The sequence below is a fragment of the Saccharopolyspora sp. NPDC047091 genome, assembly GCF_040643635.1.
Lineage (GTDB): Bacteria > Actinomycetota > Actinomycetes > Mycobacteriales > Pseudonocardiaceae > Saccharopolyspora_C.
Map to the genome: position 1 here is coordinate 1 of NZ_JBEYUS010000001.1, position 24988 is coordinate 24988.

General features: G+C 71.5%; 26 protein-coding genes and 1 tRNA gene. 12 read left to right on the top strand and 15 right to left on the bottom strand.

Annotated elements, in window-relative coordinates; all coding sequences use genetic code 11:
• From ABZ805_RS00005 to dusB, 3 genes are all read right to left on the bottom strand, one after another.
• Positions 1–393: GGDEF domain-containing protein (locus tag ABZ805_RS00005; RefSeq protein ID WP_358432250.1), on the bottom strand; the 393-nt coding region annotated here is incomplete at its 3' end.
• 262 nt (positions 394–655) lie between these two features.
• The gene (locus tag ABZ805_RS00010; protein WP_358432252.1) at positions 656–1084 is read right to left on the bottom strand and encodes a hypothetical protein; all 429 of its coding nucleotides are present in this window, start codon (positions 1082–1084) and stop codon (positions 656–658) included.
• 8 nt (positions 1085–1092) lie between these two features.
• The gene (gene dusB, locus ABZ805_RS00015; RefSeq protein WP_358432703.1) at positions 1093–2241 is read right to left on the bottom strand and encodes a tRNA dihydrouridine synthase DusB; all 1149 of its coding nucleotides are present in this window, start codon (positions 2239–2241) and stop codon (positions 1093–1095) included.
• Positions 2242–2369: 128 nt separating this feature from the next.
• On the opposite strand from dusB, the gene ABZ805_RS00020 reads away from it, so the two are divergent.
• Positions 2370–2445 (top strand) — tRNA-Lys (locus ABZ805_RS00020).
• Between the two features lie 22 nt (positions 2446–2467).
• On the opposite strand, the gene ABZ805_RS00025 is transcribed toward ABZ805_RS00020, so the two are convergent.
• Positions 2468–2794: a tyrosine-type recombinase/integrase gene (locus ABZ805_RS00025; protein WP_358432254.1), complete on the bottom strand. Its 327-nt coding sequence runs from the start codon at positions 2792–2794 to the stop codon at positions 2468–2470.
• Between the two features lie 437 nt (positions 2795–3231).
• On the opposite strand from ABZ805_RS00025, the gene ABZ805_RS00030 reads away from it, so the two are divergent.
• Complete coding sequence (locus ABZ805_RS00030; RefSeq protein ID WP_358432256.1) at positions 3232–4203, top strand: ferritin-like domain-containing protein; 972 nt, start codon at positions 3232–3234, stop codon at positions 4201–4203.
• A 1320-nt stretch (positions 4204–5523) separates the two neighbouring features.
• Positions 5524–5847: a Type 1 glutamine amidotransferase-like domain-containing protein gene (locus tag ABZ805_RS00035; RefSeq protein ID WP_358432258.1), complete on the top strand. Its 324-nt coding sequence runs from the start codon at positions 5524–5526 to the stop codon at positions 5845–5847.
• Positions 5848–5986: 139 nt separating this feature from the next.
• Here the strand turns inward: ABZ805_RS00035 and ABZ805_RS00040 are convergent, their stop codons facing one another.
• Positions 5987–6436 carry a hypothetical protein gene (locus ABZ805_RS00040; protein ID WP_358432260.1) on the bottom strand — a complete coding sequence of 150 codons (450 nt, stop codon included), beginning with the start codon at positions 6434–6436 and terminating at the stop codon, positions 5987–5989.
• Between the two features lie 140 nt (positions 6437–6576).
• On the opposite strand from ABZ805_RS00040, the gene ABZ805_RS00045 reads away from it, so the two are divergent.
• A complete protein-coding gene (locus tag ABZ805_RS00045; RefSeq protein ID WP_358432262.1) occupies positions 6577–7005 on the top strand; it encodes a VOC family protein in 429 nt (142 codons plus the stop codon).
• A gap of 170 nt (positions 7006–7175) precedes the next feature.
• Here ABZ805_RS00045 and ABZ805_RS00050 read toward each other — a convergent pair whose 3' ends face one another.
• Positions 7176–7790 carry a TetR/AcrR family transcriptional regulator gene (locus ABZ805_RS00050; RefSeq protein ID WP_358432264.1) on the bottom strand — a complete coding sequence of 205 codons (615 nt, stop codon included), beginning with the start codon at positions 7788–7790 and terminating at the stop codon, positions 7176–7178.
• Positions 7791–7878: 88 nt separating this feature from the next.
• Between ABZ805_RS00050 and ABZ805_RS00055 the strand changes: the two genes are divergently transcribed.
• On the top strand, positions 7879–8337 hold the full coding sequence (locus ABZ805_RS00055; protein ID WP_358432266.1) for a nuclear transport factor 2 family protein: 459 nt from the start codon (positions 7879–7881) through the stop codon (positions 8335–8337).
• A 12-nt stretch (positions 8338–8349) separates the two neighbouring features.
• Here the strand turns inward: ABZ805_RS00055 and ABZ805_RS00060 are convergent, their stop codons facing one another.
• On the bottom strand, positions 8350–9225 hold the full coding sequence (locus ABZ805_RS00060; protein ID WP_358432268.1) for a hypothetical protein: 876 nt from the start codon (positions 9223–9225) through the stop codon (positions 8350–8352).
• Between the two features lie 152 nt (positions 9226–9377).
• On the opposite strand from ABZ805_RS00060, the gene ABZ805_RS00065 reads away from it, so the two are divergent.
• Both ABZ805_RS00065 and ABZ805_RS00070 read left to right on the top strand, forming a co-directional pair.
• Positions 9378–10016, top strand: coding sequence for a TetR/AcrR family transcriptional regulator (locus tag ABZ805_RS00065; protein WP_358432270.1), 639 nt, complete (start codon positions 9378–9380; stop codon positions 10014–10016).
• A gap of 26 nt (positions 10017–10042) precedes the next feature.
• Positions 10043–13204 (top strand): cytochrome P450, encoded by a 3162-nt coding sequence (locus ABZ805_RS00070; protein WP_358432272.1) that lies wholly within the window; start codon positions 10043–10045, stop codon positions 13202–13204.
• A 257-nt stretch (positions 13205–13461) separates the two neighbouring features.
• On the opposite strand, the gene ABZ805_RS00075 is transcribed toward ABZ805_RS00070, so the two are convergent.
• The 3 genes from ABZ805_RS00075 to ABZ805_RS00085 all read right to left on the bottom strand — a co-directional run bounded on the left by ABZ805_RS00075 (position 13462) and on the right by ABZ805_RS00085 (position 15738).
• Positions 13462–14064 carry a Crp/Fnr family transcriptional regulator gene (locus ABZ805_RS00075; protein WP_358432274.1) on the bottom strand — a complete coding sequence of 201 codons (603 nt, stop codon included), beginning with the start codon at positions 14062–14064 and terminating at the stop codon, positions 13462–13464.
• A gap of 427 nt (positions 14065–14491) precedes the next feature.
• Positions 14492–15301 carry an ergot alkaloid biosynthesis protein gene (locus ABZ805_RS00080; RefSeq protein ID WP_358432276.1) on the bottom strand — a complete coding sequence of 270 codons (810 nt, stop codon included), beginning with the start codon at positions 15299–15301 and terminating at the stop codon, positions 14492–14494.
• A complete protein-coding gene (locus ABZ805_RS00085; RefSeq protein ID WP_358432278.1) occupies positions 15298–15738 on the bottom strand; it encodes a nuclear transport factor 2 family protein in 441 nt (146 codons plus the stop codon). The genes ABZ805_RS00080 and ABZ805_RS00085 overlap by 4 nt, the downstream gene beginning before the upstream one ends.
• Positions 15739–15864: 126 nt before the next feature.
• On the opposite strand from ABZ805_RS00085, the gene ABZ805_RS00090 reads away from it, so the two are divergent.
• Together ABZ805_RS00090 and ABZ805_RS00095 are read left to right on the top strand one after the other, a co-directional pair.
• A complete protein-coding gene (locus ABZ805_RS00090) occupies positions 15865–16692 on the top strand; it encodes a helix-turn-helix transcriptional regulator (RefSeq protein ID WP_358432280.1) in 828 nt (275 codons plus the stop codon).
• 420 nt (positions 16693–17112) lie between these two features.
• On the top strand, positions 17113–17754 hold the full coding sequence (locus tag ABZ805_RS00095) for a hypothetical protein (RefSeq protein ID WP_358432282.1): 642 nt from the start codon (positions 17113–17115) through the stop codon (positions 17752–17754).
• A gap of 88 nt (positions 17755–17842) precedes the next feature.
• On the opposite strand, the gene ABZ805_RS00100 is transcribed toward ABZ805_RS00095, so the two are convergent.
• Complete coding sequence (locus ABZ805_RS00100) at positions 17843–18436, bottom strand: TetR family transcriptional regulator C-terminal domain-containing protein (RefSeq protein ID WP_358432284.1); 594 nt, start codon at positions 18434–18436, stop codon at positions 17843–17845.
• Positions 18437–18492: 56 nt separating this feature from the next.
• On the opposite strand from ABZ805_RS00100, the gene ABZ805_RS00105 reads away from it, so the two are divergent.
• Positions 18493–19650 (top strand): DUF418 domain-containing protein, encoded by a 1158-nt coding sequence (locus tag ABZ805_RS00105; RefSeq protein WP_358432286.1) that lies wholly within the window; start codon positions 18493–18495, stop codon positions 19648–19650.
• On the opposite strand, the gene ABZ805_RS00110 is transcribed toward ABZ805_RS00105, so the two are convergent.
• Positions 19638–20267, bottom strand: coding sequence for a YigZ family protein (locus ABZ805_RS00110; RefSeq protein WP_358432288.1), 630 nt, complete (start codon positions 20265–20267; stop codon positions 19638–19640). The two genes, ABZ805_RS00105 and ABZ805_RS00110, sit on opposite strands and share 13 nt — an antisense overlap.
• Positions 20268–20451: 184 nt before the next feature.
• On the opposite strand from ABZ805_RS00110, the gene ABZ805_RS00115 reads away from it, so the two are divergent.
• Entirely contained in the window at positions 20452–20652 is a 201-nt protein-coding gene (locus ABZ805_RS00115) for a hypothetical protein (protein ID WP_224958540.1), read from the top strand.
• Positions 20653–20704: 52 nt separating this feature from the next.
• Here the strand turns inward: ABZ805_RS00115 and ABZ805_RS00120 are convergent, their stop codons facing one another.
• A complete protein-coding gene (locus ABZ805_RS00120; RefSeq protein WP_358432290.1) occupies positions 20705–21826 on the bottom strand; it encodes a 5-methyltetrahydropteroyltriglutamate--homocysteine S-methyltransferase in 1122 nt (373 codons plus the stop codon).
• A 185-nt stretch (positions 21827–22011) separates the two neighbouring features.
• Here ABZ805_RS00120 and ABZ805_RS00125 point away from each other — a divergent pair, with 185 nt between their 5' ends.
• A complete protein-coding gene (locus tag ABZ805_RS00125; protein ID WP_358432292.1) occupies positions 22012–23142 on the top strand; it encodes an FAD-dependent monooxygenase in 1131 nt (376 codons plus the stop codon).
• A 9-nt stretch (positions 23143–23151) separates the two neighbouring features.
• Here the strand turns inward: ABZ805_RS00125 and ABZ805_RS00130 are convergent, their stop codons facing one another.
• Positions 23152–23958 (bottom strand): arylamine N-acetyltransferase, encoded by an 807-nt coding sequence (locus ABZ805_RS00130; protein ID WP_358432294.1) that lies wholly within the window; start codon positions 23956–23958, stop codon positions 23152–23154.
• 99 nt (positions 23959–24057) lie between these two features.
• A complete protein-coding gene (locus tag ABZ805_RS00135; RefSeq protein ID WP_358432296.1) occupies positions 24058–24888 on the bottom strand; it encodes an aldo/keto reductase in 831 nt (276 codons plus the stop codon).
• Between the last annotated feature and the right edge of the window lie 100 nt (positions 24889–24988).

Sequence of the window (24988 nt, forward strand, 5' to 3'; positions counted from 1 at the left end):
GGCCAGCAGGTCGGCGAGGCGTTCGTCGAGGTACCGGCGGTTGTAGCTGGCGGTGAGGCTGTCCCGGAGGCTCTGCTCGCGGGCTTCGGCGTGTTCGCGCCGCAGCCGGTTCACCTCGTGCCGGAGCTGTTCGGGCACCCGCGGGGTGTCCTGGGTGGACAGCAGGTCCAGCGCGGAGCGCAGGTGGTGGTAGGCCTGTCGCCACTGCCCGCGGGACGCGAGCAGCGCAGCGATCGACTCGTGCAGTTCCACCATGCCGCCCTCGTTGGCGAGCTCGTGACGCGTGCGTCGCGGCCCGAGGTCCGGCGGTGGGGCCGGTGCGGGGCACAACGAACGCGCGACGTCCTCGCGCAGAGGTTCGGGTCCGGCGAAGCCGTCGCGCAATCCGGTCATCGCTGTCACCTCCCGTCCGTGGTGTCGTCGGCTCCGGCGGGTCGCTTGAGGCGCCGGGACGCGTGTACTGCGGAATTCGCTCATCCGGCTTACCAGCCTTTGCTCCGAATTGGTGAGTGAGTCTCACGTCGCCGGACTGCCTTGGTGTGTACCGGCCCTGGACAGCGGGTGGAAGTGAAACGGGATCTCCCCACCCGCACGGAGGAATCGGACGCGCCGTGTTCTACGTCACGTGCGCGCATGCGGACGTGCTCCGTTCGCGTCATGAGGCGTTCCCGGTCGGGCAGGGGGCGAATCCGTGGACCTGCCCGTCGAGCAGCACGACGTGCTGCGAGCCGATCTGCCTGCCGATGATCGTGCCGTCGCGGCGCACCGTTACCTCCACGCCCACCACCCGCACGTCCCCGCGGGGAGGCCCGGTGTCGTCCGGCTGGTAGCCGGGGTCCGGGCGCAACGTGCTCATCGCCGGGTCGAGCTGCACGGTGAGCCCGTCCAGCTCGCAGGTGCGGTCGGCGTAGTCCGGGTGCTGGGTGCGGGTGAAGAAGTCCTGCTGCGCCTGCGCCCCCGCGCGGGCGGCGGCGTCGTTCGCGGCGAAGTAGTCGCGGATCCGCTGCTCCGGCGGCGGTTCCTGCGGCGTGGTCGAGCAGCCCGCGAGCGCGCACGCCGCGAGGCACAGGAGAGCGATCCGCATCGTCGCCGTCAGCCGCCGCTGTGGTCGATCTCGGCGCCGGCGGGCACGCACCGGTCCTCCGGGTCGTCCAGCCAGCCCTCGGGCAGCACGACCTTCCCCGCGGAGCCCTGGCGGCCGCGGGGGCCCTCCGCGTCGGCGGGGAACGGCACGTCCGGGTCGAGGTCGGCGAGCAGGTCGTCGAGCTCGGCGAGGCTGGACACCAGGCCGAACCGGTGCCGCAGGTCGGAACCGACGGGGAACCCGCGCAGGTACTGCGCCATGTGCTTGCGCAGGTCCCGCACGCCCTTCTGCTCGCCCATGTGCTCGCTGAGCAGCTCGCCGTGCCTGCGCAGCACCCGCCGCACCTCGCCGAGGTTCGGCCCCGGCGGGATCTCGCGGCCGGTGAACGCGGCCTGCAGGTCGCGGAACAGCCAGGGGCGCCCGAGGCAGCCGCGCCCGACGACGACCCCGTCGCAGCCGGTCTCGGCCATCATCCGCAGCGCGTCGTCGGCGCTGAAGATGTCGCCGTTGCCGAGGACCGGGATGCCGCGCACGGCCTCCTTCAGGCGGGCGATCGTGCTCCAGTCGGCGGTGCCCGAGTAGCGCTGCGCGGCGGTGCGCGCGTGCAGCGCCACGGCGGCCGCGCCGGACTCCTCGGCGATGCGGCCCGCGTCCAGGTAGGTGAGGTGGTCGTCGTCGATCCCGATGCGGAACTTGACGGTGACCGGGATGCCCGCGGGCTCGGCGGCGCGCACCGCAGCGGTGACGATGTCCTCGAACAGCCGCCGCTTGTACGGCAGCGCCGACCCGCCGCCCTTGCGGGTGACCTTCGGGACGGGGCAGCCGAAGTTCATGTCCACGTGGTCGGCGAGGTCCTCGGCGACGATCATCCGCACCGCGTCGCCCATGGTCGCCGGGTCGACGCCGTACAGCTGCATCGACCGCGGGTGCTCGTCGGCGTCGAACGTGATCATCTGCATGGTCTGCGGGTGCCGCTCGACCAGCGCCCGGCTGGTGATCATCTCGCAGACGTAGAGCCCCGCGCCGTACTCCCGGCACAACCTGCGGAACGCCACGTTCGTGATCCCCGCCATCGGCGCGAGGACCACCGGCGGATCCACCGCGTGCGGCCCGATCCGCAGCGAGTGCGCGGGCGGGTTCTCGGCGGTCGGCACCATCGAATCGAGCACGGTCACGCCCGCCATTGTCCCTGACGCCGAACCCGACCTTCGCGGCCCCGCGCGGCCCCGGTGCACTCCGGCCCGCCGCCACACGAGATGACCACGCCCTTGTAGGCTGCCCCTGCGGGGCGTTAGCTCAACTGGCAGAGCAACGGACTTTTAATCCGTGGGTTCTGGGTTCGATCCCCAGGCGCCCCACCATCCCGCCTGGTCAGCGTGCTGATCAGCGATCTTCGTCGGTGTCTCGGTGCACTTTACGTGCACTTTTCGCGGCGGACTTCGTATCCAGCGCCCGTTCGAGCACGTCCGCTGCCTCCCGGCTCACGGACTTCCGACCCATGTAGACGTCCTGCGTCATCGAGGGCCGCGAGTGCCCGAGCTGGTCGGCGATGAGCCGAGCCGTCAGCCCCGCTTCGTCGAGGATCGTCGCCGCCGTCTTGCGGAACACGTGCGAGGTGACCCACGCGAAGCCCTCGCTGCCCCGAGTCTGCCGGTAGACCCGCAACGTGTTCGACGGGTCACGGAGCCCGCCGAGGCTGTCCGGGAACACGGGACCTTCATGGTTCTCGGCTGCTTCCCGCCGTTCGCGGAGCATCGCAACCGCCCAGGCAGCCGGAGTCGCGCCGGTCGTGTGGTCTGACATCCGAATCGGCGAGCAGAGCTCGGGCAGGACGAGCCGTGGGCGGTGAAGCGGGGGCTGCGCCCGGCGGACCCACAGTGGAGCGCCCGAGCAGCCCGCGCCACCGGCCTGATCGACGAATGCGGCGACGAGCCGTCGAACGGGCAGCGACGGGTCGCCGGAACCTCCCGCGGAAGTCCCGCAACCGACGCGGCCCACCGGCGCCTTCGGCCTCGCACGGCTAGATCTTCACGGTGGACCAAGCGGCCGCCTGATCGGCGACGAACCTCGGACGTCCGTCGAGATGACCATTCGGGTGGTGACCAGGTGATCACGGTCGACACCGCCGGAGTGGGGGAAGGAACCACGTGTTCGGTCGGAACCAAGTCGTGAAAATGATCAACCGGAGCGCGGAGGGTCAGGCTGATCGACGCCGCTTCCTGCGCAGTGCCGGGTTGGGCGGTCTGGGTGTGATCGGCGCGGCGACCATGTCGTCCACGGCATTCGCGCCGGTCGCTGCTGCCGCGGAGGCGCCGAGCGATGGAGCGATCCTGAACTTCGCTCTCAACCTGGAGTACCTCGAAGCGCAGTTCTACTCGTATGCGGTGACCGGCGCGGGAATTCCGGACAAGCTCACTGGCGGCACGGGTGCCCGCGGTGGCGTCACCGGAGGTCGTTCCGTGCGGTTCGAGAGCAAGATGGTCCGCCAGTACGCGCAGGAGATCGCGTCGGACGAGCGCGCTCACGTGGAATTCCTGCGCAGTGCCCTCGGGTCGGCCGCGGTGGCGCAACCGGAGATCGACCTGCAGAACAGCTTCACCGCCGCGGCGCAGGCCGCCGGTCTCGTACGGCGCGGGGAGGCTTTCGACCCGTTCGCCAACGAGGACAACTTCCTGCTGGCTGCTTACCTGTTCGAAGACGTCGGGGTGAGCGCGTACAAGGGTGCAGCGCCGCTGGTGTCGAACAAGACCTACCTGGAGGCGGCCGCCGGCATTCTCGCTGCCGAGGCTTATCACGCGGCGAACATCCGCAGTGCGCTGTACTCGAAGGACACCGGCTTGCTCGGGACGGGTCTGCTCGGCCGCGACCTCAAGGAGGCTTCGGTCAAGCTCTCCGATGCGCGGGACTCCCTGGACGGCGCCGACGACCTCGATCAGGGCGTCGTGGACGAGAACGGGAGGGCGAACATCGTGCCCACCGACCAGTTCGGCGTCACCTACAGCCGCAGCGCCGGGCAAGTCCTCAACATCGTGTACCTCACCGCTCAAGAGGCGACCTCGGGTGGATTCTTCCCACGCGGGGTCAACGGTGAGATCAACACCAGCGCGGCCAGCGGCTGAGCGGAATTCCGGGCGTCCGGTCCGATGTCGATCATCGGGCCGGACGACCGGTCGGTCAGGGCGGTCGGCGTCGGGTGGTGTCATTGCATCCCCGAACGGCCCGCGCCTTTCGGGCGCGGGCCGATTCAGCTGCGGCTAAGATTCTTTGCTCGACCGCACAGCGCGGAAATGGCGGCCAACTTCCGGCATCCACATGAAGACGCAGGCCAGGATCACCACCAGTCAACCGTATAAAGACAAAAAAATTACTAGTGCTCGCCATGTGTCTGATGAGGCCAGAGTAGTTCCGACTGCCGCCTTTGATGTGATAGATGATGGAATTATCGCCAGGGGGAGAGCGAATATTGTCAAGAACAAGCGTGCTCCACGATACCCGGCACGCAGGTTTCGGGCTGCAAATATGACGGCAATTCCCACCAAAGCTGGGACGGTGGGGACGCCGATCATCAGCCACAGCACATAAGCTCGATCCAGGATCGCGGGACGAAGCGGAGCTTCTGAAGCGTCGGGAGGCGTGGCTTGAGCACGGCGCTCAGCGCGTCGCTGAGCCCACTTGTCGAATTCCTGCTCACCTTCAACCATGACCCTAGTGAAGCAGTTCAGAGTGATCCGCACCTCACATTCGACCAGATCGTGTTGTCGTCTTCGGAGCGCCTGTGCGGGACATTCTGCAACCGGAACCGGCCCGAGGCCGTGTTCTCTGTGCATCGCTGTTTGCGGCCTCGCCAGTTCCAGATCAACGCCCAGCGTGGGGCATGTTCGACTGACGCTTCAACGCTGGCTCTACCCCGCGCGGGACACCGTTGGTCGTAGTCACCCGCAGGCCAAGGTCACGATGATTCGTCAAAGCGTTGGCTTGGAATGCCGGTAGACGACTTCTGTCGGGCGGCTGACCCCGGTGCAGGCGGAAGCCGCATCGGCGGGCCAGCTTGCGAGAGGCTGGTCGCCAGGCCACGGCGGCATGAGCAATCAGCATGACGCGCTCTGTTGGCCGGGAGGTGCTGATGAGGCTGTTGCTGAGCTCCTGGTTCCTGACTGCCGATCGCCGTCCACCGGCCCTGCCCAGCACCCTGCGCAGCGGGAAAGCGGGCGTCGTCTTGAACGCGCACGACGGGGCCGGTAGCTCGCGTGCTCGTGATCATGCTCGCGAGGTGCGCACGTTCGAGAGCTTCGGTTATTCCTGCGAAGAACTCGATCTCCGCGACTACTTCGCCGCTGCGGAAGACCTTTCCCGACGTTTGGCCGAACTCGATCTCATCTGGGCTTCGGGCGGCAATGCGTTCGTCCTGGCCCGCGCCATGACCCTTGCCGGGTTCCGCGATGCCCTCCTGGAGCAGTTTGGCTCGGCCGGAGTTCGTCTACGGCGGCTACTCGGCGGGAGCGTGCGTGGCCGGACCGGACCTCCGGGGCATCGACCTCATCGACGACCCGGACACCCTGCCGGAGGGCTATCCGCCGGGCATCGCACCGGAGTGCCTCCGCCTGGTGCCCTATCGGATCGTTCCGCACTGGCGATCTGCACACGCCGAGGCGGAAGGCGCGGAGCGGGCAGCCGCTCATCTGGCCGACAGCGGGCTGCTGCACGAATGCCTGCGGGGCGGGGAAATGGTGAACGTCGACGCCACCACCGGGTGGGCCGGCTGACCGCCTTCCGCGGAAGTTCCGGCCGAACGTCCTCATCGACCTGAAGAACCGTGGCACCTGGCACCGTCCGGGAAGAAGCCCTGATCGCGCGCTTCTTCGGTCGAAGGGCCTTTGCGCGGGTGGCGCGTGCGACGTCCGGTCATGCTCCGCTGGTCAGCACGGGCCAGATGTCCACTGACCACTTGTCGCGTACGAGCGGCACATCATCTTCGGTGGGTGCCGCATGGGTGGCCAGGACGCCGACGCCTCCCCGGAAAGGTGGAGTGAAAGGGATTTCCGGGACCGCACCCGCCGTAGTGGGTGCAAGCTGGTTCGAGCTGATGAAGAACTCGCCCCGGAAGCTTTTCCCGTCGCCGTCACGAGCCGGCTCGGATTCGAGGAATCGAACTCGGAGCAGTGCCAGCTCGTCGTCGTAGCACTCCGAGTAGAACCCGACTCCGGTTTCGGTGAACGCGACACCGGGCTGCGCATGTCGGAGTATCAAGTGTGGTGGATCGCTTGTGGCGTCCATCGGCCAATTGCCGAAGTAGAAGGCGCCGAACTCGACTGCGACCAGTCGTTCGTGCGCGGCGATGATCCGCGGCGACATGGCGCAGGCCTACCTGGCCACATCTCTCCTGGCAAGAGCGCGATGTCGTGGGGAGGGGAACGGCCGCGACATGTGCGCACGGACCCTGATCGGACGCCGAGTCGGCCGGGACCGTCGGGGGCCGTCGTTATGCTGCGGGGATGGAGCAGCGGGTGAGTCTGGTCACGCTCGGCGTGGACGATCTGGCGCGGGCGAAGGCGTTCTACGAGCGGCTCGGGTGGCGCGGGCAGGAGCTCAGCGAAACCGTGTTCTTCCAGACCGGGGGCAGCGCGTTCGTGCTGTGGGGGCGGGAGGAGCTCGCACGGGACTGCGGCCTGCCGGTGGATCGCGGGTTCGGCGGTGTCTGCCTCGCGCACAACGCCCGATCGGCGGCCGAGGTCGACGAGATCGTCGCGGCGGCCGAGGTGGCGGGCGCGGTGGTGACCAGGCGTCCGGCGGAGACGTTCTACGGCGGCTACGCGGGCGTGTTCACCGACCCGGACGGGCATCCGTGGGAGATCGCGCACAACCCGGGCTTCCCGCTCGCCGCCGACGGTTCCCTCACCGTTCCGGACCTCGGCGCCCAGTAGCCGAGTGCTTCCGCAGCACCGCGGGCGGCGGGCGGAAGAGCCGGCGCCCTACCGCGAGCACCAGCGGCAGCGGCCGGTGATCGTAGGTGCGCAGTGCAGCTGCGGGCGCGCCCGCTCAAGCCGTCGGACCGTACCCGGCGATCGGGCGCGGTGGGCGGTGTTCCGGGGGATCAGCGGTGGGCGAGGAGGGCTTCGGCCGCTGCCCGGGCGTGGCGGGCCGGGGCGGGGGTGCCGGTGATCGCGGCGGTGGTGATGGCGCCTTCGGCGAGGACGTTGAGCTGCTCGGCCAACGCCTCCCGCTCGGCCGCCGCCTTCGGCTCGGCCAAGGCCTTCCGCTCGGATGCCTTCCGGTCGGTTCGCGGCTCGTCGGTGTCGGTGAGCAGCGTGGTGAGGTAGCGCTGCACCTCGGCCTTGTGGTCGCGGACCGCGGCGGCGACGGCGGGACTGGTGGCGCCTAGCTCACCGAAGGAGTTCAGGAACGCGCAGCCGTGGAAACCCGGTTCGGAGAACCACTCGTGCAGCCAGTCGAAGACGGCGAGCACCTGTTCGGCGCCTCGGGCGCGGGTGGTGACGGAGCGGGCCAAGGAGTCGCGCCACCGCTCGTCGCGGCGCCGCAGGTAGCCGACGACGAGCTGCTCCTTCGAAGGGAAGCACTGGTAGAGGCGCTTGAGCGAGACGCCGGAGGCGGCGCGGATCTCGTCCATGCCGACGGCCTGCACGCCGCGCGCGTAGAACAGCTCCTCGGCGGCGTCGAGCAGCCGGGTGGTGGCGGTGCGCTGGTCCATCGGTCTGCTCCCTGGCGTGGAGAACGTGCGTTCTCTAGGTTAGCAGCGCGGAGAACGCACGTTCTCCGACGCGCGAGAGGAGAGCACCATGACCGGACGTCCCCCGTACCCGCCATTCGGCGCCGACACCGCGGCGCAGAAGGTCCAGGCGGCCGAGGACGCGTGGAACACCACCGATCCGGAGGCGGTCGCGCTCGCCTACACCGCGGACTCGGTGTGGCGGAACCGGGACCGGTTCGTCACCGGCCGCGCGGAGATCGTCGAGTTCCTGCGGGAGAAGTGGCGCCGCGAGCTGGACTACGCGCTGCGCAAGGAGCTGTGGGCGTTCACCGCGGACCGCATCGCGGTGCGGTTCCAGTACGAGTGCCGGGACGCGGACGGCCGCTGGTGGCGCTCGTACGGCAACGAGCTGTGGGAGTTCGCGCCGGACGGGCTGATGCGCCGCCGCGAGGCCAGCATCAACGACCTCGCGATCGACGAGTCGCAGCGGCGGATCTTCGGCCCCCGCCCGGCCGAGCAGCGCGGGGTGCCGTTCCCGCTGCGGTGATCGCGGTGGTCGTCATCCTTGCGCGATGACGGCTCGGACCAGCAGCTCCGGGTCGTCGTCCGCGATGTCCTGCTCGAACCCGGCCGGGTTGTCGACGTGCCGGTCGCGGTCGAGCACGACGAACAGCAGCGCGGCCACGCCGGGTTGCCGCCGGTAGCCGAAGAGGTCGTCTACGAGCTGGTGGCGGAGTTCCCTGGCGCCGAGCGAGGGACGGGTCATCTTGACCTCGACCACGACCCGCTCCCGGCGCAGCAGGAAGTCCATCCGGTAGGAGCCGCCTGCTCGCCGCGGCGTCGTCTCCTCCGGTTCCACGTCGTCGAAGTGCAGCCGCAGCAGGGCGTGCACGACGCGCTGGAGGTCGTACTCGTCGTCGACGGGCAGGCCCTGCCGCTGCCGGTGTTCCCGGCCGAGGATGTTCAGCGCGGCGGGCAGCCTGCGGAAGATCTCGACCAGCCGTCCGGTGGTGCGTTCGACGTCGGGATCGGTGCCGATCCTGCCCTGCGCTTCCAGCAGCACCCGGCGCTGTTCGCGCAGCGGCTCCTCGAAGCTCGGCCGCAGCGCGTACTGCCACCGGCCGTGGCTCCGGAGGAATCGGGGAACGGAGTCGTAGGCGGCCCACGGGCGGCGGGGTTCGGCGAGGAACCGGTCGATCTTCGGCGCGAGCAGCGGCCGCTGGGACTCGTACTGCCCGGTGAACCGGTGGCGGAGGTCGTCCGGGAGCGCGGCGAGCGCTTGCGAGTACCAGACCGGGTAGCGGTCCTGGAGCGCTCGCACCGCGGTGGTCGCGCTGCTCTCCTCCGCGCCTTGCGCCGTGCGGCCCAGGTCGAGCAGGTCGTCGACCTCCTCGAGCAGCGCGGCGATCCGCCCGGTCGTCCCCGGTCGGCTCATCCTCGGCTCACCCTGCGGTGAACATCCATGATCGGAGCGTAGCGGCGGGTCGGTGGCGCGCGGTCCGCGGCACTCGCGGTTCGTACATGTACAGTGGTTCGTACATGTACGAAACCGGTCGTCGGGCCGGTCGGCACGGGAGGTGCGACGTGGTGGCCAAGACCGCGCGCGAGCGGGTCCGCGGCGAAACGCGGCAGGAGATCCTCGCCGCCGCCGAGCAGCTCATCCGGGACGAGGGCCTCCCCGGGTTCACCATGCGCAAGCTCGCCGGCCGCCTCGGCTGCGCGCCGATGTCGCTGTACTCGTACTTCGCGGACAAGCAGGCGATCCTGCGCGCGCTCGCCACCCACGGCTTCGCGCGCGTCGCCGCCGACCTCGCCGAGGCGGGCGGGCAGGGCGGCATCGACGGGCTCCGCGAGCTGATGCTCGCGTTCGTGCGCTACGCGCAGGACGACCCGGTGCACTACCGGGCGCTGTTCATGAGCGGCAGCCCGGCGGACAAGGCCGGCCGCCCGGACGAGGCCGACTGCCAGGGCGAGGCCGACTGCTCGGACGCGGTGAACCCGGCGTACCGGCTCGTCGCCGAGCGCGTCGCGGGCTGCCTCGAACAGGGCGTGCTCACCGGGGACGTGCTCGCGATCAGCACCGTGCTGTGGACGACCGCGCACGGCGCCGCCTCGGTGCTCGTCACGTTCGGGCACCGGCCCGCCGACTCGCCCGAGGCCTACGCGGCCGCCGTCGTCGACAACGCGCTCGCCGGACTGCAAGCCCGGCCCCGCACCCGGCTCTGAACCACCCGCTCCCGCAGGAGATGCCGATGACCACCACCCAGGACCTCGTCCCGATCCCGCAACCCAAGCCGAAGCCGCTCGTGGGCAACCTGCCCGAGCTGGACGCGGAGAAGGGCGTGCTGCGCTTCGTGGAGATGGCCGCTGAGCACGGCCCGATCTTCCGGCTCCGGCTACCCGGCCGGAACGTGATCATCGTGCAGTCCCAGGAGCTCGTCGACGAGCTCTGCGACGAGGAGCGGTTCGACAAGTCCCTCAGCGCCGCCCTGGTCAACGTCCGCGACTTCGCGGGCGACGGGCTGTTCACCTCGTGGACCGAGGAACCGAACTGGCAGTCCGCGCACCGCATCCTGATGCCCGCGTTCGGCCCCGCCGCGCTGCGCACCATGTTCGACGGCATGGCCGACATCGCCGAGCAGCTGCTGCTCAAGTGGGAGCGCCAGGGCCCGGAGCACCGCATCGACATCGCCGACGACACCACCCGGCTCACCCTCGACACGATCGCGCTGTGCTCGTTCAGCCACCGCTTCAACAGCTTCTACGCGGAGCGGCTCAACCCGTTCGTCGAAGCCATGGTGCGCGGACTCGTCGAAGCCGGGGCGCGGCCGCGGCGGCTGCCCGGCCAGGAACTGCTGATGCGCGGTACCCGCAAGCAGTACGCCGCCGACGTCGAGCTGATGCACCAGGTCGCCGACGAGCTCATCGCCGACCGCAGGCGCAACCCGCTGCCGGAGGGGCAGCACGACATCCTCGACACGATGCTCACCGCGGCCGACCCGAAGACCGGGCGGCGGCTGCCGGACGAGAACGTGCGCCACCAGCTGGTCACCTTCCTCATCGCCGGGCACGAGACCACCAGCGGGCTGCTCACCTTCACCCTGCACGAACTGCTGCGCCACCCCGACGTGCTGGCCACCGCGCGATCCGAAGTGGACCGGGTGCTGGGCGACGAGGTGCCGCGGTTCGAGCACCTGAGCAAGCTCGGCTACCTCGACCAGATCTTCAAGGAATCGCTGCGGCTGTGGCCGACCGCGCCCGCGTTCGGGGTGTCGCCGCGCGCCGACGGCACCGTGCTGGGCGGCCGCTACGAGGTGAACCGGGACGACGACCTGCTCGTCGTGGTGCCCGGGCTGCACCGGGACCCGGCGGTGTGGGGCGCGGACGCGGAGACCTTCGACCCGGACCGGTTCACCTTCGACCGGGCGGAGGCGCTGCCGCCGAACGCGTGGAAGCCGTTCGGGAACGGGCAGCGCTCCTGCATCGGCCGCGGCTTCGCGTTGCAGGAGGCGACGCTGTTCCTGGCGATGCTGCTGCAGCGCTTCGACGTCACCGCCGCCGACCCCGACTACCGGCTCAAGATCAAGCAGACGTTGACGATCAAGCCCGAGGGCCTGTTCATGCACGTCCACCGGCGGGACCGGCGGATCGTGCGCGGTGGCACCCCGGCCGAGCGGTCCGCGCCCGAGGCGGGGGCGCGGGCCGAACCGAACGGCGTGCCGGTGCGGGTGTTCTACGGCTCCAACTCGGGAACCGCGCAGGCCTTCGCGCAGCGCATCGCGAACGACGCCACCGCGCGCGGCTGCACCGGCGAGCTCGCCGAACTCGACGCCGCGGCGGGCGACCTGGGGCCGGACGGCGTCGCCGTCATCGTCACCTCCTCCTACGAGGGGCAGCCGCCGGACAACGCGCGCGAATTCGTGCGCTGGCTGCGCGAGCAGCCCGACGGTTCGCTCGACGGGGTGCGGTACGCGGTGTTCGGCTGCGGCAACACCGACTGGGCCCGCACCTACCAGGCCGTTCCGTCCGAAGTGGACGAACACCTCGCCAGGGCGGGCGCGAAGCGGCTGCTGCCGCGCGGGCGGGCCGACGCGCGCGGCGACTTCTTCGGCGACTTCGACGACTGGTACGGCGAGTTCTGGGGACCGGTCGCCGCCGAGTTCGGGCTCGACGACGCGGCCCCCGCCGCCGGGCCGCGGCTCACCGCCGAACACGTCGGAGCCGTCCGCGACCCCATCGTGCGGGCCAACGACCTGAGCTGGGGGACCGTCGTCGCGAACCGGCTGCTCAGCTCCCCGGACGTCGGTGCCAAGCACCACGTGGAGATCGCGCTGCCCGAGGACGCCCGGTACCGCGCCGGGGACTACCTCGCGGTGCTGCCGGTGAACCCGCCCGCCGTGGTGGCGCGGGCGCTCAGCCGCTTCGAACTCGCCCACGACGACCAGGTGGTGCTGCGCGGGGAGGGCACGTTCCTGCCCACCGGCGCCCACGTCGCCGCCGGTGAACTGCTCGGCAGCTACGTCGAGCTCGGCAGGCCCGCCACCCGCAAGCAGCTGGTGGAGCTCGCCGAGGCGACGCCCTGCCCGCCCGACGCCCAGGCGTTGCGCGCGCTGGCCGCCGACCCGGAGGTGCACGCCGAACAGGTGCTGCGGCCCGGGGTGACCGTGCTGGAACTGCTGGAGCGCTACCCCGCCTGCGGGCTCGACTTCGGCGCCTTCCTGGGGCTGCTGAGCCCGCTGACGCCTCGGCAGTACTCGATCTCCAGCTCACCGCGGTGGAACCCGGAGCGCGCCACGCTCACCGTCGCCGTGCTCAACGAGCCCGCCCGGTCCGGTGCCGGCCGGTACGAGGGCGCCGCGTCGAACCACCTCGCGCAGGCGCTGCCCGGCTCGAAGGTCGCCGTCAGCGTGCGCCCGTCGAACGTGGCGTTCCACCCGCCGGAGCTCGACGTGCCGCTGGTGCTGGTGTGCGCGGGCAGCGGCATCGCCCCGTTCCGCGGATTCCTGCAGGACCGCGCGCTGGCCGCGGCCGAGCAGGGCGTGCGGCCCGCGCCCGCGCTGCTGTTCTTCGGCTGCCACGGCCCGGAATCCGACCTGCTGTACCGGGACGAACTGGCCGAGTGGGCGGCGGCCGGCGTGGTCGACGTGCGGCCCGCGTACTCGGCGGAGCCGGAGGGCGAGGTCCGCTACGTGCAGGACCGGCTGTGGGCGGACCGGGCCGAGGTGGCCGAACTCGTCGAACGCGGCGCGACCGTGTTCGTGTGCGGCGACGGGCAGCGGATGGCGCCCGCGGTGCACCGCACCTGCGCCCGGATCTACGCGGAGGTCACCGGTGCGGACGAGCAGCGGGCCGCGGAGTGGATGACCGAGATGGAGCGGGACCGGGCCCGGTACGTCGCCGACGTCTTCGCGTGAATCGAGGGTGCGTTGCCCGAGCCGACCCCGATGCGACTCGGGCAACGCGTGCCACCGCGGCCCCGTTCTCGCGGCGACGCATTTCCAGCCGTGCCGCGCGGTGTTCCCGTGCGCCCCTTCGCCCCTCGACGATGAGGTGCGCGGGAGGAGGTCGTCACTGCCCTGTTCGGACCTTTTACCCGATGGTTCGAGCACCCGCGGTCACTGGTGAAGACACTGCCGTGTGAAGGCCGAAAAGAACACGCACAACTGCGGGTTCAGTTGGAATAATCGGCGATTTTTCGGAGTTCGGTGAGATCGGTGACGATGATCCGGCGGTAGCGCCGTTCGATGACGCCCTCCTCGGCGAGATCGCGCAGCGCTTTCTGCACCGTCCGCAGCCGCACCCCCGCCAGCGTGGCCAGCTCGTCGTGCGTCAGCGGCGGCCCGATGCGCCAGCCGCCCTCCGGGTCCTGCTCGCCGTAGGTGTCGACCGCCTCCACCAGCAGCCGCGGCACCCGCTGCGTCGCCGACAGGTTCGCGTTGTCGATCCGGCGGCGGTTCGCCCACCGCAGCCGGGAGTTGACCATGAGCACCATCGCGATCGCCGCGTCCGAGTGCTCGTGCAGGAACCGGCGGAAGTCCGCCGACTTGATCAGCCGGGTGCGGGCGTGCGAACCCGCGATCACCGTCGCCGACCTGGACCGGCGCTCCAGCGCCGCCATCTCCCCGACCAGGTCGCCGCCGAAGCGGATGCCCAGCAGCGTGCTGCCGCCGGTCTCGGACAACGCCTGGACCTTCGCCGATCCGCTCAGCAGCAGCACCACGTGCGTGCTGTCGTCGCCCTGCCGCAGGATCTTCTGCTCCGCCTCGAAGATCACTTCCGAGCCGAGGGCGAGCAGGGACTGCCGGGTCCCCGGGTGCAGCCGGGCGAGCAGGCTGAACTCCGTCCATCGTGGCTGTGGTGGATCAGTGATGACCGCTCCTCCCAACGGGGCGCGAGGTGCGATGACCTTTTCGGCCGAACCCTAATTCGGCCGACCTGCGGTGCATCGACAGGCGCCGGTCCCCGTTCATTCTGGAACCGGTGAACGGGAGCGGTCACCGCTGACCGGGTGACCGGTGTTCGGCCCCGTTCCCCGCGCGGGTTCTCGATTCAGCGGGGATCCTCACCAATCCCGTCGTGGAATTGGGCTGATCCGCGCAATGCTCACCCGTTCGCAGCAATGGAAGGTTCTTTTTTGGAATATGCAAAAGGTGTTCTGGGAAACGGGCGGACCCGGCGGAGGACCGGAACCGCCCGCCGGATCAACCCAGTTCGCCGGAATGCGCGGCGGCGAATTCCCGCAACGACCGCGGAGCCCGCCCGGTGAGCTCCGCGACCGCCCCGGTCACCAGGTCCTCCTCCCCGTTCCGGATACCGCGGTCCACCCCGGCCAGGGACGTCGCGAACGGCTCCGGGATGCCGCCCGCGCGGAACACCTCGGCGCGCTCGGCCGTGCGCATCGTCCGGTGCCGGATCGGACGGCCGGTGACCTCGGCGAGCACCTCGGCGACCTCCCCGTAGGACAACGCCTCGGGACCGGTCAGCAGGTGCTCGCCGGACACCGCCGGATCGGTGAGCGCCCGCGCGGCCACCGCGGAGACGTCCGCGGCGTCGATCCAGCCCAGCCTGCCGTCCCCGGCGGCGCTGACCAGCTCGTCCCGCTCCCGCAGCCCCTCCGCCAGCGGGTGGTCGCCGAGCAGGTTCTGCATGAAGCCCGAGGGGCGCAGCACCACCGGCTCCGGCATCGACCGCACCGCCGCCACCAGCTCGGCCACCCCCGGCGCATCCGGCAGCACGATCAGCGAACCCAGCAGCACCACTCGCCGGACCCCGGCGGCCCGCGCCGCGTCGAAGAACGGGGCCGCGAACCGCATCGGCTCCAGCTCGGCCAGCGGCGGCACCAGGTACACCGCCCGCACCCCGTCCAGCGCGGGCGCGAACGTGCTCGGCTCGGTCCAGTCGAAGCGCACTTGGCCGGGACCGGGGTTCCGCGAGGCCACCGCCGCCTCCGGAAGCAACCGGGACAGCGGGCGGCCGGTGGTGCCCGTCCCGCCGAGCAGCAGCGTGCTCATTCCGCCACCTCCAGCGCCGCGACCAGCGCGGGCAGCTCACCGGCGGCCTTCGCCGCCAGCACCGGGCTCCAGTAGTCCCGGTAGTGGGTGATCAGCCCGTCCACCACGGTCAGCACCGCGATGTAGGGCATGACGTACGGCTCGCCGGTGCGCACCGTGCGGCCGTGCGCCGTGAACTCGGCGATCACCCGCCGCGGGTCGGTCGTCCGGTGCAGCTCGTAGGCGGGGAAGCCGGTGATGTCGACGCGGTCCGGGTAGTCCGCCAGGTACGCGCGCATCCCCTCGCGCCCGTCGACGCGGGCGGGGGTGCCGTGCGCGAACGGGGCCTCGAAGACCACGTCCGGCGCGAGCAGGTCGATCGCGCCCGCCATGTCCTTGGCGAGCAGCAGCGCGGTGAACCGGTCGATCACGTCGGCCGGTGAGTTCGGGGTGGACACGGGTCCCTCCTTCGTCCGGGTTCTCGCCGTCCACCCTCGGTCGGTCCGCGCGCCGCGGGCACGTCCGGCCGAACCCCGGACCGCCGATCCGTGGATGCGGGGAGCGGGCCGTGCCAGGCTGGTGGCGTGGGCAAACGAGACCTCGGTGCATTCCTGCGCAGCCGCCGCGAGGCGCGCTCGTCCGTCGCGGCCGGGCTGCCCGCCGGGGTGCGGCGGCGCACCCCCGGGCTGCGGCGCGAGGAGGTCGCGGCGCTGGCCGGGGTGTCGGCGAACTACTACGAGCGGCTGGAGCAGGCCCGCGGCCCGCACCCGTCCCCGCAGGTGCTGGCCGCGCTGGCGGACGCCCTCGGGCTCTCCGGCGCCGAGCGGGAGCACCTCGGGCGGCTGGCCGGGCACGCCCCCGCGAGCCCCGAACCGGGTGCGGAGGTGCCCGCCGAGGTGCGCCGGCTGCTGGACCGGCTCGGCCCGGTGCCCGCGTACGTGCTGAACGCCCGGCACGACGTGCTCGCCTGGAACCCGCCCGCGGCGGCGCTGCTGGTGGACTTCGCGGCGCTGCCGCCGGGGGAGCGCAACGTGCTCCGGCTGTCGATGCGCGGCGGGCCGCTGCGGTGCGAGCCGGCCGGGGACGGGTTCACCTGGCACGTCGCCTCCGAGCTGCGGCAGGCCGTCGCCCGCTATCCCGCGGACCGACGGCTGGCCGACCTGGTGCGCGAGTTCGCCGCGCACGATCCGGAGTTCGCCGCGCACTGGCGGGAGCAGGAGCTGGGCACCGCGACCGCGGTGCCGAAGCGGATCCGGCATCCGCGGCTGGGGCTCATCGACCTGGAGCTTCAGGAGCTGCGGGTGCCCGGGCACGACCACCGGGTGGTGCTGCTGACCGCGGAACCGGGCACGGCGTCCGCCGCGAAGCTGGAGTCCCTGGCGTCCGCGCCGCGGTTGCGGGCGGTCCGCTGATCCGTCCCGGGAACGCCGCCGCCGGATGACCGGTCCGTCCGGCGCGGCGGATCCCCGCGTCCGCCTGGCGAAGTGAACCCGCGTCCGCCTGGCGAGGCGGATCCCGCGTTCGTCCGGCGCGGCGGGTCCCCGTGTCCCGCCTGGTGAAGTGAACCCCCGCGTCCGCCCGGTGAGCCGAACCCGCGTCCGCCCGGCGAGCCGAACCCGCATCGGCCCGGCGAGCCGAACCCCGTCGGCCGGACCGGCAGACCCGCGCGTGCGCGCGTGCGCGCGGATCACACTGCCGCCCCGGCGCCGCGCCCCGCCCCCCGTCAGGCCGAACGAACGCGGCACGCCGCGCCGCCACCGCCCCGGCGCCCCCGTGGGTGATCATGGGATCGGTGCGCCGGACCCGGCGCGGGGTGAGCGGGGAGGGGCGCGATGGCGGAGATCGATACCGGCACGACCGGGAGCACCGGTTTCGACGGCCCGGCACCCGCGTCCCGGGCGGACCTGGTGGCGCGGGTGCTCACCGAGGTGTGCTCGCCCGCGGTGATCGTGCTGCTGCTGCCGATCGCGGTGGCCTGGCAGGCGACGCACGCGCCGGGAGCGGCGCTGGGCTGGGGCGTGTTCGTCGCGCTGACCAGCAGCGTGCTGCCGATGGCCGGGATCATCGCCGGTTCCCGCGCCGGTTGGTGGGACGGGCACCACGTGCGCGACCGGGAAGGACGGCTGATCCCGTTCGTGCTGCTGATCTCGTTGAGCTCGCTGGGGCTCGGCGTGCTGGTGCTGGCCGGGGCGCCGCGGCTGGTGGTGGCGCTGGACGTGGCGATGCTGGCCGCGCTGCTGGTGATCGGGCTGATCACGGTGTGGTGGAAGGTGTCGGTGCACACGGCGGTCGCGGCGGGGGCGGTGGCGATGCTGGCGGTGGTGTACTCGGCGTGGTGGCTGCTGCTGTGGGGGCTCGCGGCGGCGGTCGGCTGGTCCCGGGTGCGGTTGGGAGATCACTCGCCCGCGCAGGTGGTGGTGGGTGCCGTCGTCGGCGTGCTGGCCGGCTCCGCCGGTTACCTGCTCGTCGCCTGATCCGGACCGGCCTGGTCGGGACCGGCCTGATCGGGACCGGCTTGATCCGGACCGGCCGAGGTGGGCGGCCGGTTCGCCGGCCGCGGGTTCACCTGGCGGTGAAGAGCCGGTCCAGCGCGTGGTCGACCAGTTCGACCGCCGCTTCCGGGGTGTGGTGGCCGAGCAGCAGGCCGACGGAGAGCCCGTCCGGGACGGCGAGCAGGATGCGCGCTTCGGTGGACGGGTCCAGTTCGGCGGCGAGCTCGCCCGCGTCCTGGGCGGCCCGCAGCAGGTCGGTGATCCACTGCTCCAGCTGCGGCCACCAGCGCCGGTACACCGCGGCGAGCTCCGGTTCGGCGAGCGCGCGCAGGAAGAACGACACGGACACCAGGTATTCCTCCCGGCTCTCGGGGGAGAGCGCGAGCATTTCGAGCAGCACGGTCCGCACGACGGCGCGCGGCGCATCGGTGGAGCCGAGCCGGTCGCGAATGCGGGCGGCGGCGCGGTCGTTCACGTGCGCGACGGCGTGGTGCAGCATCTGTTCCTTGCTGCGGAAGTAGTGCTGCACCGAGCCCATCGAGATGCCCGCTTCGGCGGCGACGTCGCGGAGGTTGACGGCTTCCACGCCGCCCCTTCCCGCGAGCCGCAGCAGCGCTTCGGCGATCTGCCTGCGGCGTTGTTCGTGGTCCACCTGCTTGGGCACCGCAACACCTCTTCTTCATGCAACTGCATTGCCAACGGTTCGCGCCGCTGTTTACCATGCAACTGCATGATAACGAGTGGCACGTCCTGGGGGACAGCATGACGATCACCAGCCCCGCGCCCGCGGGCAACCGGATGGCGGCGCTCGACGTCGTGCGCGGCGTCGCCATCCTCGGCACCTTCGGCGCCAACGTCTGGATCTTCACCGACCCCGCCGGACCCACCGGGCTGCTCGGCGCCGACGGGACCGCGGGGTCGCTGCTGCTGTTCCTCGCCAACGGGAAGTTCCTGGCCCTGCTCACGCTGATGTTCGGCGTCGGTCTCGAACTCCAGCACCGCTCCGCGCTGCGCCGCGGCGCGTCCTGGCCCGGCCGGTACCCGGTGCGGGCGGCGCTGCTGTTCGCCGAAGGGCTGCTGCACTACCTGCTGATCTTCGAGTTCGACGTGCTGATGAGCTACGCCGTGACGTCGTTGCTCGTCGCCCACCTGATCGGCCGCGGCGATCGGGCGGTGCGCTGGTGGATCGCCGGGTGCGGCGCGGTGCACCTGCTGCTCGTGGCGCTGGGCACCGCCGGGCTGCTGAGCTCGCGCGCCCCGATCGCGGGCGCCGGCACCGACCTGTTCAGCCACGGCGGCTACCTGGCGCAGGTCGCCGCCCGGATCGACGGGTTCGCCGCCTACCGGCTCGAAGCGCTGTTCATCATCCCGATGTCGGTCGCCATGTTCCTGATCGGCTCGCGGTTGCGGCGGGCGGGCGCGTTCGAGCGCGGGCCGGGCGGGCAGCGGTTGCGGAACCGGTTCGCGCTGGTCGGGCTGGGGATCGCGCTGCCGCTGAACCTGCTCACCACGCTCGCCGGGCAGCAGTGGTTCCTCGTCGACCGGTACGTGCTGCCGCCGTTCGTGGCGCTCGGCCTGCTCGGGTCGATCACCTCGCTCGTGCTGCGCGGCGGAGAGCCGGGGCCGGTGCGGCGCGGGCTCGGTTCCGTCGGGCGCACCGCGCTGTCCTGCTACGTGCTGCAGAACCTGCTGGCGGCGATCCTGTGCTACGGCTGGGGATTCGGGCTCGAGGTGCGGTTCGAGCCGCTGCGGCCGTGGTGGGTCGTGCTGCTGTGGGCGGTGATCTGCGGACTGCTGCTGTGGCTCTCCGGGCGGTGGCTGCGCAGGTTCGAGCGCGGCCCGCTCGAACTCGTGATGCACCGGTTCTACGGGCGCTGAACGGGAACTTCGGCGTGCACCAGCTCGCCGAGGACGGGTTCGGCGGCGCCACCGGTGGCTTCGGCGAGCCAGCGCCCGAAGTCCTCGACGTCGTCCGCGGGCACCTGCACCACGAACCGGACCCGCTCCGAGTAGTCCACATCGGACACCGAGAACCCGTGCGAGCGCAGGTCGTTCTCCAACTTCCCCGCCACCAGGTAGTCCACCGTGGTGGACACCAGCCGCATCGGCCGCAGCTCCGCCAGCCCCACCTGCTCCAGCGCCGCCGACACCGCGCCGCCGTACGCCCGCACCAGCCCGCCCGCGCCGAGCAGCGTCCCGCCGAAGTACCGCGACACGACCGCCACCACCCGGGTGATCTCGTTGTGCCGCAGCACTTCCAGCATCGGCACCCCGGCCGTGCCCGCGGGTTCGCCGTCGTCGCTGGAGCGCTGGGTCCGGCCGTCCACGTCCAGCACGTAGGCGGAGCAGTGGTGCCGGGCGTCGTGGTGCAGCTTGCGGCGCTGCGCGACGAACTCCCGCGCTCGCTCTTCGGAATCGGCGCGGGACAGCGCGCACAGGAACCGGGACCGCTTGATCTCCAGCTCGAATTCCCCTGATCGCCGGATTGTGCGCACCCGCGCCCCTTCCCGTTCGCAACGCTTCTACCTGCGGTTATCGTGACGTCAATCACTGAACAAGATCGTTCCGCCCGTTTCCGGGGCCGTTCCGGAGGTCGATACCGCAGGTCACGGTATTCATGCGCACGTCACTCGGACGCGGTTTTCCGTTCCGCGGCCACGGCACGTAACGTCGACCCCCATGGAGCAGTCATCGAGTCCGCTGGAGCCTGGCACCCGGGTGCGTGCCTCGTTCGGCCGGTTCCGCGATCAGGTCGGCACGGTGGTGGAGACCGCCTCGGGGCTTCCCGAGGTCTTCGACGGCCCAGTGCTGTGGGTCCGGTTCGACGGGAACGAGGAGCCGGGCCTGGTCGCGGGCCGCTTCCTCGAAGCCGCCGCCTGATCCCGGGCGCGCGGGCGGCGGAACCGCGGTCCCGCCGCCGCACGCCGGAACGTCAGCCCCACACCTCCTGGGCGGTGCGCACGACCAGGCTGAGCTTGGCCACCTGCTCGTCGTAGCCGAGGGCGTTGCCCTCCTGGGTGGAGGCGAAACCGCACTGCGGGGACAGGCACAGCTGGTCCAGGTCGATGTACCGGGACGCCTCGTCGATGCGCCGCTTCAGGTCGTCGGCGGACTCCAGCTCACCGCGCTTGGTCGTCACCAGCCCGAGCACCACGTGCTTGCCCTTCGGCACGAAGCGCAGCGGCGCGAAGCCGCCGGAGCGCTCGTCGTCGAACTCCAGGAAGAACCCGTCCACGTCGAGCTCGTTGAACAACGCCTCGGCGACGAAGTCGTAGCCGCCCTCCGCCACCCACGAGGACCGGTAGTTGCCCCGGCACAGGTGGGTGGTCACCGACATCGATCCGGGGCGGGACCCGATCGACGCGTTGATCATCTCGATGGTGCGCTCGTGCTCGTGCTCGGCGTCCTCGCCCCGTTCCCGCAGCTTCGCGCGCTGCTGCGGGTCGTTCAGGTACGCCAGGCTGGTGTCGTCGAGCTGCAGGTAGTGGCAGCCGAGCCCGGCGAGCGCGTGCACCTCGGCCCGGTAGGCGGCGGCGAGGTCGGCGCGGAACTCGGCGAGGTCCGGGTACACCTCCCGGTCGATCGAGGCCCGGCCCGCGCGGTACTGCACCATGCCGGGCGAGGGGATGGTGAGCTTCGGCGTGGCGGTGCGGGCGCGGTCGGCCAGCGCGGTGAACGCGTCCGCGAAGATCGTGTGGTCCAGCGCGATCTTCTCGCCGATCCGCATCTCCGGGGTGGCGAACTCGACGTCGCCGTCGGTGTTGTGGAACCGCACCGTCAGCTCGGAGTCGTCGACCCGGTCGATGCCGCGCAGCTGGTACAGGAAGTCCATGTGCCAGGAGCCGCGGCGGAACTCGCCGTCGGTGGCGCTGGAGAGGCCGATCTCCTCCTGCATGGCCACCACGTCGGTGATGGCCTCGTCTTCGACGCGGCGCAGCTCGTCGGAGCCGATGCGGCCCGCCGCGAACTCGTCGCGGGCGGCCAGCAGGTGGGGTGGGCGGAGCAGGCTGCCGACGTGGTCGGCGCGGAACGGTGGTGCGACGCGAGGACTCATGCTCCCGCAACCTACTTCCCCCGCGGACGGGGTGGCGGGGTCCGGTTGCCGCCCAGTGGATTAACCTCCGGCATTACTCCGTTCGAGAGATGTTCATCACTGTATGTGAGGACCGACAACTCGGATTTGTAGGACTGTTGGCTAAAATCGGCGAGCCAGCCAGCTTCGCAGGACGGATGGATACGATGCGCGTTCTCGTCATCGGAGCCGGGATCGGTGGCCTCGCCGTGGCCAAAGGTCTCCTCGACGGCGGTCACGACGTTGCGGTCTTCGAGCATGCGGACGCGCTGCGCGACGGCGGAGCGGCGGTCACGGTGTGGAGCAACGGGACGGCCGCGCTGGGCCAGCTCGGCGTCACCCTGGAGGACGTGGGGCGCCCGCTGCACAGCCTGAAGTCCATCACCGACTCGGGCCGGCTGCTCTGGGAAGCGGACCTGGCCGACGTCACGGAGCGCCTCGGCTCCCCGACCATCGAAACCCCGCGCCGCCTGCTCACCGGCAAGATCGCCGCCGCCCTGCCCGAGCACGTCCTGCACTTCGGCCGCCGCTGCATCGCCGTCACCGAGACCGCCGACCGCGTCGTCGTGGACTTCGACGACGGCACCAGCGCCGAGGGCGACCTGGTGATCGGCGCCGACGGCCAGCGTTCCGTGGTGCGCCGCGAGCTCCTCGGCGGCGGGCCTGCGCGGCACACCGGCTGGGCCAGCTGGCAGGGCCTCACCCGCAGCGACGTCCCGGTGGCGCACGGGCACCAGACCGTGAACATCGCCGGCCGCGTCGCGCACTGCGGGTTCATCCCCGCGGGCGGCGGCCTGCTGCACTGGTGGTTCGACCTGCCGTGGCGGCAGGGCGACGAGTCGCTGTCGCTGCGCGACCTGCGCCGCATGTTCACCGGCTGGCCGGACCCGGTGGGGCCGCTGCTCGCCGAGGTCGGTCCGGACGACCTGGGCTTCTTCCCGCACATCCGGCACGTCGTCCCGCGGGTGTGGGGCGGGCCGCGCAGCACGCTGCTCGGCGACGCCGTGCACGCGATGCCGCCCGCGGTCGCGCAGGCGGCGAACCAGACCCTTGAGGACGCCTGGCTGCTGTCGCACCGGCTCGCGGACGTCACGGGCGAACCCGGGCCCGCGCTGCGCGCCTACGAGCAGGAGCGGCGCTCCCGGGTGCTGAAGGTGTCGCGCACCGCGGCGTTCACCTCGGCGCAGCGCAGCACGCCGCTGCAGCGCGTCGGCAGGCTGCCGAAGTGGATCGCCACCCGCAGCCAGGTCGCGTCCCTGCGCTCCGGCAGCACGGTCCTGCGACCCGTCCCGGCCTGACCCCGGGGCTCACCGCCGGCGCTGGTGCTCGACCAGGTCGGCCAGCGCGTCGGGCGGCGGTTCGACGTCCAGGTCGGCGAGGACCGCGCCCAGCTCCTCCGGTGCGACCCGCGTGGTCTCCCGGGAACCGTCCGCGCGTTCCACCACCAGTTCGTCCCCGACCAGGCGGCGCAGCACGCCCTCGCCCAGCCGCATCACCACGAGCCGCCCGGTGAACGGGGAGTTCGGGTGCGTCGAGGTGTAGTGGTGCGCGACCTCGAAGTCCACCGGCCGCCGGACCCGCTCGTCGGCCGCGTGCAGCGGCGTCCAGCCGTCCGCGGAGCGCTTCTCCAGGACCCACGGCTCCCCGTCGCGGCGCAGCCGGTGCTCCCACCCCGCCTGGTCCACGACCACCCCGTCCCGCAGCGGCATCGGGGTGCGGATCCAGGCCCCGAACCCCACGTCGGCCTGGAAGTCCTGCCCGCCGGCCCGGACCGTCAGCAGCAGGTGGGTCTCCGAGCCGGTCGGCTCGTGCGGCCGCACCCGGGCGAGCCGCCGCCGGACCGGGTAGCCGAGCCGCTCCAGCACGGCCGCGAACAGCAGCGCGTGCTCGAAGCAGTAGCCGCCGCGCCGCCGGTGGACCAGCTTGTCGACGATGACGTCGAGCCCGATCCCCGGGTGCGGTCCGCGCAGCACGTCGATGTTCTCGAACGGGATCGCGCGCACGTGCGCCTCGTGCAGTTCCCGCAGCGCCGCCGCCGAGGGCGCCCGCCGCGGCAGGCCGATCCGGTGCAGGTACGCGTCGACGGAGCCGTCGTCCAAGGGTGTCGTGGTCACGGCAGCGATCCTCGTCCTTCGAGTGCGCTCCAGGTCAACCGGCCGCGGACGCGCGGAAGCCCGCCCGACGCCTGGTCGGACGGGCTTCCGGAGGCCGGATCAGGCGCCGAGGACGTCCGGGTCCGGGCCGACGCGGGTGCCGGTGTGCAGGCCCGCGATGACCGCCAGGTCGTCGTCGGCGAGCTCGAAGTCGAACACCTCGATGTTGCTCCGGATGCGCGACGGCGTCGCCGACTTCGGGATCACCACGTTGCCCAGCTGGACGTGCCAGCGCAGCACGATCTGCGCCGGGCTCTTGCCGTACTTCTCCGCCAGCGAACCCAGCGTCGGGTCGTCCAGCAGGCCCTTGCCCTGGCCGAGCGGGCTCCACGCCTCGGTGAGGATGCCGTGCTCGCTGTGGAACGCGCGCAGGTCGCCCTGCTGGAGGTTCGGGTGCAGCTCGATCTGGTTCAGCGCGGGCACCACGTCGGTCTCCTCGAACAGGCGACGCAGGTGCGGGATCTGGAAGTTGGACACGCCGATGGCCTTGGCGCGGCCCTCGTTGTACAGCTTCTCGAACGCCCGCCAGGTGTCGACGTACTTGTCCTGCCCGGCCGCGGGCCAGTGGATCAGGTACAGGTCGACGTAGTCGAGGCCGAGCTTGGTGATGCTGTCGTCGAACGCCTTGAGCGTGCTGTCGTAGCCCTGCTGGTCGTTCCACAGCTTGGTGGTGACGAACAGGTCCTCGCGCCGCACACCCGAGTCGGCGATGGCCTTGCCGACGCCTTCCTCGTTGCCGTAGGCGGCCGCGGTGTCGATGCTGCGGTACCCGGCCTCGATCGCGGTGGCCACCGGTTCGATCACTTCGTCCGGCGGTACCTGGAAGACGCCGAACCCGAGCTGCGGAATCTCCGCGCCGGTGTTGAGCGTGAGGTTCGGAACCTGGGTCATCTACTCGTTCCTCCGAAAGGGTCGAACGTTGCCGGGTGCGACCCGCTACCCAGCGGATCACCCACTCGGTGCAACCCGCTGATCCGGTCGCGGATTCCCG